The 14,434-nt window shown below is 46.6% G+C and carries 9 protein-coding genes and 2 pseudogenes; 2 read left to right on the top strand and 9 right to left on the bottom strand.

The genetic code is table 11. The annotated features are described in order from the left end of the window. Window positions 1-205: 205 nt before the first annotated feature. The 3 genes from JGK20_RS11890 to JGK20_RS11900 form a co-directional block, all read right to left on the bottom strand. Entirely contained in the window at window positions 206-1,951 is a 1,746-nt protein-coding gene (locus JGK20_RS11890; RefSeq protein WP_293185760.1) for a diflavin flavoprotein, read from the bottom strand. A gap of 348 nt (window positions 1,952-2,299) precedes the next feature. Further along, complete coding sequence (locus tag JGK20_RS11895; protein WP_293230545.1) at window positions 2,300-4,027, bottom strand: diflavin flavoprotein; 1,728 nt, start codon at window positions 4,025-4,027, stop codon at window positions 2,300-2,302. A gap of 414 nt (window positions 4,028-4,441) precedes the next feature. Then, window positions 4,442-6,541 carry a GAF domain-containing protein gene (locus tag JGK20_RS11900; RefSeq protein WP_293191461.1) on the bottom strand — a complete coding sequence of 700 codons (2,100 nt, stop codon included), beginning with the start codon at window positions 6,539-6,541 and terminating at the stop codon, window positions 4,442-4,444. Window positions 6,542-6,859: 318 nt separating this feature from the next. On the opposite strand from JGK20_RS11900, the gene JGK20_RS11905 reads away from it, so the two are divergent. Further along, window positions 6,860-7,759, top strand: coding sequence for a pantothenate kinase (locus tag JGK20_RS11905; protein WP_293230567.1), 900 nt, complete (start codon window positions 6,860-6,862; stop codon window positions 7,757-7,759). Between the two features lie 468 nt (window positions 7,760-8,227). On the opposite strand, the gene JGK20_RS11910 is transcribed toward JGK20_RS11905, so the two are convergent. The 5 genes and pseudogenes from JGK20_RS11910 to JGK20_RS11930 all read right to left on the bottom strand — a co-directional run. Beyond that, window positions 8,228-9,034, bottom strand: coding sequence for an alpha/beta hydrolase (locus JGK20_RS11910; protein WP_293185754.1), 807 nt, complete (start codon window positions 9,032-9,034; stop codon window positions 8,228-8,230). A gap of 158 nt (window positions 9,035-9,192) precedes the next feature. After that, window positions 9,193-9,648 carry an NUDIX hydrolase gene (locus JGK20_RS11915; protein WP_293185753.1) on the bottom strand — a complete coding sequence of 152 codons (456 nt, stop codon included), beginning with the start codon at window positions 9,646-9,648 and terminating at the stop codon, window positions 9,193-9,195. Window positions 9,649-9,717: 69 nt separating this feature from the next. Then, a pseudogene (locus tag JGK20_RS11920) lies at window positions 9,718-10,017 on the bottom strand (peroxiredoxin); the annotation flags it as partial. 63 nt (window positions 10,018-10,080) lie between these two features. Further along, window positions 10,081-11,379, bottom strand: a complete 1,299-nt coding sequence (gene iscB / locus JGK20_RS11925) for an RNA-guided endonuclease IscB (protein ID WP_293230548.1) — start codon at window positions 11,377-11,379, stop codon at window positions 10,081-10,083. A gap of 239 nt (window positions 11,380-11,618) precedes the next feature. After that, window positions 11,619-11,780, bottom strand: a pseudogene (locus JGK20_RS11930) (redoxin domain-containing protein); the annotation flags it as partial. Window positions 11,781-12,665: 885 nt separating this feature from the next. Between JGK20_RS11930 and JGK20_RS11935 the strand changes: the two are divergent. Next, complete coding sequence (locus JGK20_RS11935) at window positions 12,666-12,857, top strand: hypothetical protein (RefSeq protein WP_194066729.1); 192 nt, start codon at window positions 12,666-12,668, stop codon at window positions 12,855-12,857. Window positions 12,858-12,961: 104 nt separating this feature from the next. On the opposite strand, the gene argH is transcribed toward JGK20_RS11935, so the two are convergent. Beyond that, entirely contained in the window at window positions 12,962-14,347 is a 1,386-nt protein-coding gene (argH, locus tag JGK20_RS11940; protein ID WP_293174966.1) for an argininosuccinate lyase, read from the bottom strand. Window positions 14,348-14,434: the final 87 nt, after the last annotated feature.

Genomic DNA, 14,434 nt, shown 5'->3' on the forward strand with positions numbered 1-14,434 from the left:
AGTGGATAGGTTTTCTTTTTCACCCTCATTCTCTCCTAGCGCGGTGGCTCTAGTTCTTCTTTTGCCACCGTTCTCATCTTTGGTTAGTCTAAACTACAGCAATCAGTGCCGGCTCTGATTGCGGGTTTCGGATATGTACTCGCTCAACCTGCAATCTGCTGTATTTGTTGTAGGGACACCGCATTGCCGTGTCCCTAATCGCAGCTTAATAATGACTCCCCGATTTCCGGTAGTGCACGGCTGTCACCCCGTCATTTTTCAACAAATGACCGCTTTCAACCGCCGCATAAACCACCCAGTGATCCCCGCATTCCATCCGACCGATCACTTCGCATTCGAGATAAGCTAAAGCATCAGTCAAAACTGGACAGCCGTTGCTAGCTTCTGTTGTTTCAACTCCGGCAAATCTGTCTTCTCCCGGAGCAAAGTTTTTCATGAAATACTTCCGCAACTGTCGCCCTTCTGCTAAGATGTTGAGCACAAATTTATCTCCGGCGTACATCAAAGCTTCGATCGATCGATCTTTAGCCACCGCAATCGTCAAACCCGGAGGGCTAAACGTGGCTTGCGACACCCACGAAGCCAACATCGCACTCGTGACATCCCCGCGCCGCGCCGACAGTACACACAGGGAACCTACCAATCTTCCTACAGCTTGTTCCGTGCGATCGCTCCCACCAGTCAACTGCGGTTTCGGCGCCCGCAATTTTTGCGACTTAATCAAGGCTTGAGCAAAATCCGTTCCCGCTTCTTTGCACTCGTGAATCGTCGCAGCCGTCGGCTTAAACTTGGCTCGAATCGGCTCAAATCCAATCCGATAGCCAGCATCTTTTAATTTTCCTTCCACTAAGTCGATCGCCTCGCCACTCCAGCCAAAAGAACCGAAAACCCCCGCTAATTTGCTTTTAGTTGCTGTAGACAACACAATTCCCAAAGCCGTTTGAATTTGCGTCGGTGCGTGTCCGGCTAGCGTCGGAGTACCGATGATAAATCCGGCACATTTCTCGATCGCCTCTTGAATTTCTCCCGGTTCGGCAAATTCGCAATTGATGCTTTCTACAGCAACACCGGCCTTCGTAATCCCTTTGGCGATCGCCTGCGCCAAAGTAGCAGTATTGCCGTAAGCCGAAGCATAAATCAAAGCAACTGTCAAGTCTTTTGAATTTTGTTGTTGGCTCCATTCCCGATACAAATTGCTCAATTCGTGGAGGCCGTAACGGACGATCGGCCCGTGACCGGGAGCGTAAAATGCTGTTGGCAAATCAGCTAATTTATCCATTGCTGTCAGCACTTGTTTCGCCTGAGATGCGTGCAGGGAATCGTAATAATAGCGCCGATCTTCGCTGTAAACGCTCCAGCCTTCATCAAATACTTGATCGCCGCAAACGTGAGAACCAAAAAATTTGTCAGTGAACACGATTCGAGTTTGCGGATCGTAGGTGCAAAGTTCATCAGGCCAGCGCGGAGTCGGAGTCGCCAGGAATTTTAATTTGTGACCTTTACCTAAATCAAGAGTTTCTTCACCCCGAACGATCATAATGTTTAACTCTTGTTCGGGAAAAGCCGATCGCAAACCAATAGCCGCCGGATTCGTACAAACAAAAGCTACTTGTGGAGCCAATTCTAACAAAGCTTTGATCGTGACGGATCTGTTAGCATTGAAATGCCCCAAAATTATGTAATCCAGCATTTTCAAGTCCACCCGTTTCTGCAAAGATTCCAGATAATTTTGGGTGAAAGATTCTCCCGGCGGGTCGAACAAAGCAGTTTTGTCAGCTTGAATGAGATAGCTGTTGGCTGTTGTCCCCCTTTGCAGGGAATATTCTACTTCAAATTTTAGTCTGTCCCAAGTGCGCGATCGCACTGCTGCGGTATCTGTGGCAATTGGGACAAACTGCACGTCGCGGGGTTTGGTATTAGATGCGAGTCTAGGAGTCAAAGTATTAGTCATTAATTGCACCTATCTATATTAAGTTTGCAAGGGGGAAACTGTTGATTTTGTGAATGAGATTTTTTTTATTAACCGCAGAGGACGCAGAGGACGCAGAGGGAGAAAGGAAGAAATACAGTAGCATCGTCCTGTGTTTAAATGTAGGGTGCGTCAGCAGATAGTTGATGATTAACTCGAATAAAACTTCGGCTGACGCACCTTACTAATACCTTTGGAGTGTGTTGACTCAGACAAGAAAGACAAAAAACTCGAGGGTTTAATTTCTCTCTTGCTTTTGACAACACTCAACAGTCAACTGACAACTGACAACCGTCAACTGTCAACTGTCAACTGTCAACTGTCAACTGACTAATAGTGATTGCCGACTTTGCGGTGGTGAACTGCCGGCAGTGCTTCGGGATTGGAGACGCGGCCGCTATCGACCGTAGCATATACGATATGATGATCCGAAAGTTCCATCCTGCTGACCACTTCGCATTCCATGTAGGCCAAAGCATCGGTCAAAATCGGAGAACCGTTGGTAGCAGGTTGAGTTTTAACTCCGGCAAATCGATCGGCACCTGGGGCAAAACGCTTCAAAAAGTGCTTCATCAAGCTTTGATAATTGCCTTCTTCCAGCACGTTGAGTACAAACTTATCACCCGCGTGCATCATCGATTCGATCGCCCGATCCTTCGCAACTGCTATAGTTAAACCCAGCGGTTTAAAGCTGGCTTGCGTCACCCAAGAAGCCAACATCGCACTGCTAACCTCGCCTTTTTGAGCAGTAATAATGTACAATCCGCCGCTGATGCGTCCCAAAGCTTTATCAACATCGCTATCCAGGGATTTCATCTGTTTGACAGCCTTGTCCCGCGACAGCCACTGTCCCAAGTCGGTACCGGCTTCGTCGCAAACTTGATAAATCGCTTCCGTCGGCGCTTCTTTAATCAAAATGTTGGGAAATGCTTCTTTCAAACCCAACTCTTTGAACTTGTTTCGCAGCGGATAAACCGATGCGTCATCGCCGCCGCCGGATTCGCACAAACCGAAGGATTGTTTGTTGTTAGCTGCAACTAAAATTGTGTTAATAGCAGCTTCGGCATTCTCCGCAGCAGCGCCATTACTCGGTGGCGAACAAATCACAATCCCCGCAGCGCTACCGACAAGTTCCCGCACTTCTTGCAATTCGGCGGTTTTCAAGTCCATCATTTCTACGGCGACACCGGTTTTGGTAATCCCGTGGGCAATGGCTTGGGCGAGGCGATCGCTAAATCCGTAATCAGAAGTGTAAAATACCGCTACAGTGGTTTCTGCCTTAGCTTGTTCTTGGCTCCACTTTTTGTAACGTCCGGTAAGTTCCACCACATTGTACCTGAGCAGCGGCCCGTGACCGGTTGCCACCGTACCGATTTCTCCCAACTCGGCCATCCGCTTCATTGCACTGAGTACCGATCGAGCATTAGGAGCCATCAAACACTCATAATAAAAGTGATAATCCTCCTCAACCGCCGCTAAATCCTCATCATAGGTACTGTCAGAACAATAGTGCATCCCAAAAGCATCGCAGGTGAACATCACCTGAGTTTTGCTGTCGTAGCTGAAAATAGTATCAGGCCAGTGCAAATTCGGCGCCGACACAAATTCGACAACGTGGCCATTTCCTAAATCTAGTTTGTCCCCATTTTTCACGACAAGTCGCTCAAAGGGCTGGTGTATCAGGTTTTCTAAAAATTGAATTGCTACTTTCGCCCCCACAACAATCGCCTGGGGTGCCAAAGCCAGCACATCTTTAACTAAACCGCTGTGGTCTGGTTCAGTGTGGCTGATAATTAAATAATCAATCTCTTTCGGGTCAATTTCCCCCGTCAGAGTTTCCATATATTGCTGGCGAAACTTCTCGTGCGAGGTATCTACGAGGGCAGTTTTTTCGCCGCGTATGATGAAAGAGTTGTAAGTTGTACCGTTTTTGAGCCCGAATTCGATGTCAAAACGGTCTCTATCCCAGTCCAGGCATCGAATTGCCGTTGTATCAGAGGCAATTTCGACCTTTTCCACCGTCAATCTGCGTTGGACTCGTTCAGTCAGGGCTACCATACTCTGCCTCCTTGTCTGTTATCCATTACCTTATTGTTTCCATTCTGACACGTTTCTTTTGTAAATCTTCATAAAATTTCTTATGACGCTGTTAAGTAACTTCAAAGTTATTAATGTGTGCAGCGGGCGATTCCCTACCCGATAGATTCGCTTCACGCCAGTTTTTGCACAAATCTACCGATCGGGTCTTGACAAAATTATGATTTTGCCGATCGAGCTAAAAAAAAATACACGCACCCGCGACCTCAGAAACCCGGTTTCTTCGTATATTTCTCGTTCCCAACAAAAAACTCGTAGAAACCGGGTTTCTAGCCGCTCATAGGGCGGCCCTGAAACTCTCCGAAGTGTTGTTACGTTGGGGCCAACGATCGAATTTTATTGTGGGAGTTCTCGGAGGAAATAATATGACAAATCTTATCCCTTCTGATTAGTAAGTGGTAACTCCACAATCAACTCAGTGCCTTCACCAACCTGACTGACGCACCGAATCCGGCCGCCGTGAGCTTGTACAATTACCTGATAGCATACCGAAAGTCCTAAGCCAGTACCTTTCCCCACAGGTTTAGTCGTAAAAAACGGATCGAAAATCTTGTCTTGAATCTGCGCCGGAATGCCACTTCCCGTATCGCGTACAGAGATTGTTACCCAGTCCGGCTCGCTTAGCCAACTGCGGATTGTTAATTCTCCGGGTTTGTCGGCTGAGTCGATCGCATCTAAGGCATTGTCAATCAAATTATAAAATACTTGGTTGATTTGACCGGCATGACATTTGACTGGGGGCAGATTTCCGTATTGCTTGTCAATTTTTATATTTGATTTTAGTTTATTTTGCAGCATCAATAAACTGCTTTCCAAACCTTCATGCAAATCCACAGCTTTAAATTCTGCGTGATCTAAGCGAGAAAAATTTCGCAGCGTCATCACGATCGCTCTAATCCTGCTGCTGCCTTCCCGCATCGAATTGAGCAGTTTGCCAAAGTCATCTCGAACGTAATCGAGTTCTAGTTCTTCATTGATTCTGACAATTGCCTCCGCTGCTTCTGGGCAGGCATTCCCGCACAATTCTAGAGCTTCGTTTAAGACTTTAAAATATTCTTGAGCGTGAAACAAGTTAGCGTGAATGAAATTGTTGGCATTGTTGATTTCGTGAGCAATTCCCGCTACCATTTGCCCCAAACCAGACATTTTTTCGCTTTGAATCAATTGCTGCTGCGCCGATCGCAATTCTTGGAGGGCTGCTTGCAATTGCTGGGTTTGAGCTTGAGATTTGACTGCCGCTTCTCGGACTTGGCTGTAAAGTTCTGCTTGCTGAATCGCGATCGCCATTTGGTCGGCTAGCTGCGACAGCAACTCCATTTCTTGGCGCTGCCAATTTCGCGTATCGCCGCACTCGTGAGCAATCAGCAAACCCCACAGTTTACCGGGAAATTTTACAGGAGAATTTATGTCTGTAGAAAGTGAATTGTCTGCGCTTTGGGATGTAACAATCGGTACGATCAGATTAGCTTTTACCTGCAAGCTGTCTAAAAAATCAACGTGACAAGGCTCTAAACCGGCCTGAAAAATATCATTAATTGCTTTGACTCGCCCTTGCTGGTAAAGATCGGCATAATTTCCCCTAAAACACTTATCTTCCCCCATATCTCCTAAAATGGAAGGCCAAGGAACTGTCATATCTTCAACGACAACTGTTCCTTGCCAGTTATCTTGAAACTGATAGATAATTACCCGATCGCACTGCAACCATTGGCGGACTTCTCTCACCGCTGTTTGCAGGATAGTTCCCAGATCCAGGGTACTGCGAATTTGGTTGCCAATCAGTCGCAGCAGAGATTCTCGTTCGGCTTGACGGCGGGTTTTGCTGTAGAGTTTGGCTTGATTGATCGCGATCGCCAATTGCGATGCTACCCCTTCTAACAGTTGCCGTTCCCAATCAGTCCATTCCCGTTCGCGATCGCACTGATGCAAGCCAATTATGCCATTCACTTCACCTTGATAGCGAGTAGCGACTGCCAGCATTGACTTAATTTCCAAAGTCTCGGCAATTTTTCGGGTTTGTGCATTTAACCCCGGAAAATCCAGAAACTTCGTCAATGCTAGCGACTCTTGTCCAGACACGACTGCGGCCAAGTGCGGGTTGTCAGTAATCGGTACTTTCATCCCCAGTTGTATGGGATAGTCTCCCGCGTTGTACTCTCCCCGCGTGACTAACGTTTTTTCTGTATTGGATTCTTTGACTAAAATACTCGCGCGGCTGCACTGTAGCGCTTGCCCCAGCAATCGGCACGCCGATGTTAAAATCTGTTCTATATCAAGGGTGCTGCGAATTTCGTTATTAATTTCGTTGAGCAAGTTTGATAGCTGAACTTGCTGCTGCATCTGCACGATGATGGCTTTTTGTTGGTCTACTTCCGGCAGCGAAAGACCTTCTTCTTGATTCCAGTTACCTGATTCAGGCAACCGCGCAGTCAGTCTCTGCCAGGGGGTTTCTTGTTGTTGTATTTTTAAAGACATATTTACTCAGCACTTGTACAGTATTTTGATAGACTCTGGTTGTTTACACATTTGCTTACCCCGCCAACAGCAGATCGTCGCTACCACGAATTTAGGACGATATTAAAACATTATAAATGATATATCCCGAGCATAGCAATTATTTGCTTTACAAATATTTATAAATAATAATTATGGTCAAGGAGCCGACAATACTAATGAGGCACGCGCCATCTTTTTCGTCAGATGTCAATTAGAGTTAACCGTCCCCCTAAGCGAATAAAATTAATCTAAAATCTATCTTTAGTGATAATGTTTGCGCGCGATCGATCGATGAACATGAAAAACTCAATTGCCGACAATTTTTGTCCGGGATCTGGCACTGACAACCCGATCGCTGGATTGACAGGTAAAAGCCTGGTTAAAATAGCTTTGGCGATCGGCAATTCGCGGTTGCACTGGGGATTATTTAAGGGCAGAACTTTGGAGAGAACATGGGATACTGAGCATCTCAAAACTGATGCTGTTTCCCGGCTCTGTGAGGCAGAAAAAGCGGAATATTTGGTGGAAACGGTGATGAGGTCGATCGAGCAAATATCAGCTCAAAATCTGCTTTGTCTTCCTGCTACTCCCGCTGTGTCTAGTCCTCACACACTTTCTGTAGTGCCGCCACCTTTAGTTTTGGCCTCAGTAGTTCCCCAGCAAACAGCAATTTGGCAGAGTTATCCTGAAGTCCGAATTATTACTTTAGACCAGTTACCGATCGGGGGACTCTATCCTAGCCTGGGGATTGACAGAGCTTTAGCTTTATTGGGTGCTGGCAACCAATTGGGTTGGCCAATTTTACTGATAGATGCTGGTACAGCTCTAACATTTACTGGGGCTAATGTCAATAGGTATTTAGTCGGGGGTGCCATCTTACCGGGTTTGGGTTTGCAGTTGTCGTCGTTAGGGAAAAAAACCGCTGCATTGCCCTCAGTAGGCTTACCAGAAAATCTGCCGCGTCGCTGGGCTACAGATACTGCTGGGGCTATTCAAAGCGGGGTTATATATGTGGCGGTGGCAGGAGTTAGGGATTTTATTGAAGATTGGCGGAGGTTGTTTCCGAATAGCAAAATTGCAGTCACGGGGGGCGATCGCATTTTGTTATTGAAATACCTCACCGCACTATTTCCCGATACGGCTTCCTCGGTAATTGACGCACCAGAGGCTATTTTTTGGGGAACCGTGGGATTTTAGATTTTAGATTTTAGATTTTAGATTGAGGGATTGGGGGATTGACCAATTGATTGAGATTTGATGTTGAAGAATTGGTAATGATTGATTCCGTACAGGTTGGGAACAGGGGCATACAGTTGTATTTTTTTTAATTCATATTAGTTTGTTAAATGTTGACGGCGACCAATTCTTTGCAATCAATCGGAATGGGAATAATAAGAACAGAAAAAATCTGCCTCAATCAACACAGTGTTAAACGCAGCAACTGGCTCTATTATGCAGGTTAATGTTTATTAGGCACGTTGTTGCGCTTAAGCGCTCTTGCATATTAGGCACGTTGTTGCGCTTAAGCGCTCTTGCATATTAGGCACGTTGTTGCGCTTAAGCGCTCTTGCATATAAAGAGCGCTCAAGCGCAACAACATACCTTTTTAAAAGGTGTACCAATGACCAATGACCAATGACTAATGACTAATGACCAATTATCAATTCATTTGGCAAACTGGCGAATATAGCGAGCAACAATATCCGGGACTTCCTGCGGCAAATTGATGTCTCCCGGACTGACAGATTCCAGTTCGGCATTAGGAGCCAGAGCGGCATAGGATTGACACAGAGACAAAGCTGCGGGGGTATCTTCAGAACCTTGCAAAACCAAAACAGGCGCTTTCAGCAAGGCCAAATTCTCATCAACTAACTCTGCTATAATTTCAGACCGCCGCCGCCCGAACAGCAACTGCACGGCAACTGGGGACTGCATCAACTGCTGTCTCAAGTTTAGCAGTCTGTCAATCTGCTTTTGACCACCCAGCAACTTAGCAATTGGATAGATCGATCGCAACAACCAGTATGCCAACGGAGGTTGAGCTATCAGCCAGCTAGCCGTCTGCCACCGCCCCCCCTGGTTGCCAGCCTTGACGCCTTCTGGGGCTAACAACACTAAACCCTGAACTCGATCGGGATATTTGATGGCGTAGCTAGCAGCCACCCAGCCGCCCAAAGAGTCACCAATTAAATAAACCTCTTGCAGGTTCAAAGCATCGAGGTATTGGGCGAGACATTCTACTTCCAGATCGATCGAATAATTAACATTTGGGTGTTCCGAGTCGCCAAAGCCCAGCAAATCTGGTGCGAAGCATTGGAAGTCCGGGCTCAAAAGCTCGATCGTCCGCAGCCACTGACTGCCGTCGCCCCAAGAACCATGCAAAAATACTAAATTTGGGCCTCTGCCGACTTCGCGCCAGAAAATGTGTCCTAAAGAGAGTTTGACCCGAGAATTGCGTAACGGTGAGTACATCCGGTTTAATATTCAGCAATAAAAAGATTATTAAATTAATGTTCAGATATCATAAATTAAAGCATGGAAACATTAAAAATTAATTCCCTACTAATAAAAGGTAGCTTGTTAAGGTGAGGTAATTCCCAACGTTGCTCAAATGTAGATGCCCTGAGAATTTACGCTAAAGTTGTCAGGCCTTGAAAATAGTTCTGCAAGTGTTCGCCATTATCATGGCTAAGCTGGTCTTCCGGCAGCGCAGTCGGCAAAAAAGCCTCCACCTCGCTGATTTCAAGCGAATCCTGAACTTGCATCTTGCCCTGCACCTCTGCTTCCACCACGATACAAATCGAGTGCAAGCGAGGATCTCGATCGGCAGCCGAATAAACGCCCACCAAGCGACGAATTTTGACTAAATCGAGTCCTGTTTCCTCCGCCAATTCTCGGCGCACTGTTGTCGGAATATCCTCTCCCCAATCCACCATACCTCCCGGAAGTGCCCAGCGACCGTTGTCGCGGCGTCGAATTAACACTATTCGCCCGTCAGGTAACACAGGAATCACGGCGGTACCAGTGACGGGATGTCGAAAAATCAGACCCAGCACAGTCTGTACAAATTGCCACAATCTACGCATACACTCAAAAGCTTGTTTAGGGGAAAGTAATTTTAGACCTGCTATCTCGCAGATTTGGGGTCAGAATTATTATATTCTTCTTTCAGGCAAAATGTCCGGCAACTGTCCTAAAATCTCCGCTGCGTGAGATTCTGGTTTGACTTTGCGCCAAACATTTTCAATCCTACCATTAGGGTCGATCGCGAAGGTCGATCGAGTAATGCCCATAAATTCTTTGCCCATAAATTTTTTGAGTCCGTAACAACCGTAGGCGGTTGCCACTTCGGCGTTTGAGTCGCACAGCAAGGGAAAAGGCAGTTGATATTTAGCTGCAAACTTGGTGTGAGATTTTGCCCCGTCTGTACTGACACCGATCACTGCAATATTTCGCGACTCGTAGTCCGATCGCTAGAAATCGCTTTATTGGAGTAATTCCGAGTCAATGCGAGCAAATTAAAGCTCATAGCCATAGCCGTCACTCCTATGTACGAAAACTACATTGCTCATGGTTGAGAGACTTATTCTTGCGCCATCGATCAAAACCTCAAACCCTTTTGGAGTAGGTGTTTTAACTCTTGCCGTATAAGTTCCAGCTTGAGCTTTTTTCCGGTCTTTGCCGATAGTAAACCTGACTACATCACCTGCTGCAATGTGAGTAAAAACAGTTTTAGCGTTTTTCACTGCCGGAAATCCAGAAGCATTAACTCGAATGGATTGGCGGCTGCCATGACCTTTACAGGTAATCAATAGAGGTCGATCGGTGAGAACTCGAATGCTTGCCCCAGACTCGCCAACACAAGCAGCATCAAGGCTGTGAGTTTTTTCAAGACCTTGACGCACTCGGTTCATTTTCGTTCTTGCACCTGAGGAGCATTTCACGTTCTCGCAAATAGATTTAGCCATTTTCACTATTGCGTATCTGGTTGAATTGACCGCAGCCGCATCTTTTAACGGTTTTGTGGAATTCTCTAAAACTTGATTCAAAATGTCAGGTGATTTTGCCAAGAAATCGCGAACGTCCAAGTTACCTTTTTTGACATTACAGACATGACAAGCTAGAGTTAGATTTCCAATGCGGCTACTCCCCCCTTTCGACTTAGATTGAATATGCTCAACTTCTAGCGGTACGTTTTCTGTGCCACAGTAAGCGCATTTTCTACCCCACTTTTGCAACAAGTATTCACGCACTTCGTATCCTTGTAATTCACCTTGTTGGTATTCAACTCCATCTATTTCTGGATTAGCTAACTTTTGCATATCAAACCGAACTTGTTCAATCTCGATGCAGGCAATTGGACAATACCGCATAAAGCGTTTAATCCAAGTTTCAACTGTTAGCACTCTGTGTCGGATTGATGGAGCTAACCAACCCTCTGGCTTGGCACGATTCAAGCGTTTCTTGCGATAGCGTAAATTGCGCGAACGTCTTCCACGTCTAAACCCTGCTCGTTTAACTAAATCGAATTTGATTGATTCTCCTCGGTGATTTAGTTCTGCTCGAAACAAGATATTATCGCCACATTGAATGGCAAACCCTGTCCACTGACTACCTGGGTCAATCTTGAGGATGTATTCCTTTGTTTGGAGGCTTTCGATAGTTTGTTGCTGGATTACGACATAAGGGAATCTGCGAAAACTGGCAAGCTTCCCACGATTTTGTAATTCTCGGCATCTGCCGGGGTGAATCATATCTAACGGTTGCTTATCTCCGTTGATTTGAAATACCCAGTTCTGTTGTTTGGTTGGTTGCATTTCTGCTTCGCCTTTCGGGTGATGTTTGCTTTGAAAATGCTCCTGAGACTTGTCACTGGCAATAGTGTTTCACCTTCAAAAACTAGGCAATGTTCTATTTGCCAAACCGCTTAGAACTAGCGAATTCTATTGGGGTTTTGACCTCAGGTAGCGTAGATCTCAAGGATCTTATTCTGGTGTAGCAGGGTTTTTATCCCTGGGGTAAACTGGAAACTCCGATTTACTCCATTTCTTTGCTACTCGCGAAAGGCACAAGCTTCTTTGGTACAGCCGGGGGTGTTATCCCGAGGATAAAAATAAAGTACAACTCGTCGGCCTCGAAAATCTGCGAGGCCCACAAGTTGGCCGGCAGCGTCGGGCAGGCTGAAAACAGGGGCTACATCACCAGGATTTAGTGTCATTTGTGGTATTTTTGAACCTCCCCAGCGCTGAAGCAACGGGGATTCCTGCCCACCTAGAAAAGGCGACAGCGGGACATTCAAGTGTCCCTCTAGACCCTCAAGATCAACTATCCGAAGATGTTGCGATTGGGCTTACTTTTAGTATGTTTTGCTTGCTTGAGTCCATCACTTTTGCCAGTTAGGTACACTCCTCAATCTGCCTTTATTTGCCCTTTAAGTATTCTGGATCTCGCGCCAGATATCTCGGTTGCCGGGATTTCTCCGTACTAGATTGATTCAACGTGTAGATGGTGATTCTTAATCGCTTCTACTATTTTATCACGGTGGCCGGGGCCGCGCACTCGTTTCTAGGCGGCGGTCGCCGCTACAGGCCGGGGCCCCATATCTGAAGCTAGGGGCCCCGGCCCCGCTTCTCGGTCAAGAGTTTTTAGAATATTTTCGCAAGTAAAAAATGTTGCGTCCCGATCGCGCGCTGATGAAGAGCGACTCAAGAGACTCTCAGTCGAGGGACTGTTCTTGTCGATCGGTAATAGTGCCGGGTGTGATATAATCGTCATCGGTCTAAAATTGAGTATAACTAGACAACGTAAAAACTCGCACTCAATTAGTTGAGTTCGCAGTCACACCGATCGGTGTTGCGGTTTAGGAAAGCTAAATTTGAACAAAACCTAACTACATTAAAGAGAATCGATCGAGTACGGTAGGGTATACCGGAATTCACGCTTGGGGAGAAGACACCTCTAAAGCCGCTGGAGCAATCCTGTCGGAAACAAGTGACTTCACCCAAGCCAGAATCTCAGTCACAAGCAAGTGCTGAGAGTTTTAACCTGAAGAATCCCCTCGCCGAAAGCTTGGGGAATGTCAATGTTTATTAGTGAGGTCAGAATGGCTAAGCGCCGCAATCTCAAGAAAGAGAAGGCACAACGAAATCAAGCATACGCTCGCAAGTTTCGCAAGCGGAGAAATCAAGATATGTTCTCCAACAAGAGAAGGCGATTTGACGGCGGCAACGGCGGCGGGATGGGCGCCATGAGCGGCGGCGGACGGGACAAAGATATGGCTGCTGCTGAAGAGTAATATAGTCAGGCTATCTGCCCAACTTAGAACCGAGAGTGCAAAACACGATCGTTCTAAGGAGAGATAGCCATTCTGAATTTGCCTAAGAATTCAACGAGGATAGTTTAGGCGATCCGATCGCGCGCAGCAATCAGTGATTTTCTCACTTGTTCAAATCCGGTGCCACCGTAACTATTGCGAGCAGCGACCACTTGAGTCGGTGCGATCGCGCTATAAATGTCTGTATCAAAAGCTGGGTGCAAGTCTTTCCACTCCTCAAGTGTCAAATCTTTGAGGAGTTTGCCCCCCGACAGACAAGTTTTCACAACTTTGCCCACAAGGTTGTAAGATTCCCGGAAGGGAACGCCCTTAGCAGCCAAATAATCTGCTACGTCTGTAGCGTTAGAAAAGTCTTCTGTAACGGCACTGGCAAGGCGATTGGTGTTAAACGCGATTCCTTCCCGCAGCAAAATCGTCATTGCTTCCAAGCAACCTTGTACAGTTTTGACGGTATCAAACAAAGCTTCTTTATCTTCTTGCAAATCTTTGTTGTAGGCCAAAGGCAATCCCTTCACTACTACAAGCAAGGCTTGCAAATGACCGAAAACCCGCCCCGCCTTGCCCCGCACCAACTCCGGCACGTCGGGATTTTTTTTCTGGGGCATGATGCTAGAGCCCGTAGCGCAGCTATCTTTGAGCGTAATAAATCCAAATTCGTGAGAAGACCACAAAATCATTTCTTCTGACAAGCGGCTCAGGTGTACCATAATTAAGCTGGCGGCTGCGAGAAATTCGATCGCAAAATCTCGATCGCTCACTCCATCTAAACTATTAGCATAAACCTGGTCAAACTCCAAGAGTTCTGCGCTATAGTGTCGGTCGATCGGGAAAGTCGTCCCCGCCAGCGCGCCGCAACCCAAAGGCGAAATATTCACCCGCTTCAAGACATCGCCAAGGCGTTCCCAATCGCGATCGGACATTTCAAAATAAGCTAACAAGTAATGAGCCAAACTGATTGGCTGAGCGCGCTGTAAGTGCGTGTAACCGGGGATTAAAGTTTCGACGTTGAGTTCTGCAATTTCGAGCAAAACCCCTTGAAATTCCCGCAATTGCTCGCGAATTTCTGCGATGCGATCGCGCAAATACAAACGAGTATCGGTGCCGGCTTGGTCATTGCGCGATCGGGCCGTGTGCAGCTTTTTGCCCGCATCCCCGACGATATCCGTCAGGCGCTTTTCTACAGCAAAGTGAACGTCTTCTGCATCAACTCCCGGCACAAAAAGACCTTGGCGGTATTCGCGGCGGATTTGTTCCAAACCATTGACTAGCTGTTCGCCTTCTGATGCGGAAATAATCCCAGTTTTGGCGAGCATCTTAGCATGAGCGATAGAACCGGTCAAGTCATACTCAATCAGTTCTATATCGAAGCCAATACTAGCATTGAATCGGGCGATCGCTGGGTGCAGCGCCGACTCAAATCTTTGACTCCAAGTTTTCGGTTGTGTGGTCATTGCTGAATGTAAAACTAAATTATATCTCTCTTGCAGAACTCTCTAAAAACTGTTTCGTAGTAAGGACTTTAGTCCTTCGGTTCGCAC

Origin of the sequence: Microcoleus sp. PH2017_05_CCC_O_A, from assembly GCF_020738785.1 — a bacterium.
Taxonomy (GTDB): domain Bacteria; phylum Cyanobacteriota; class Cyanobacteriia; order Cyanobacteriales; family Microcoleaceae; genus Microcoleus.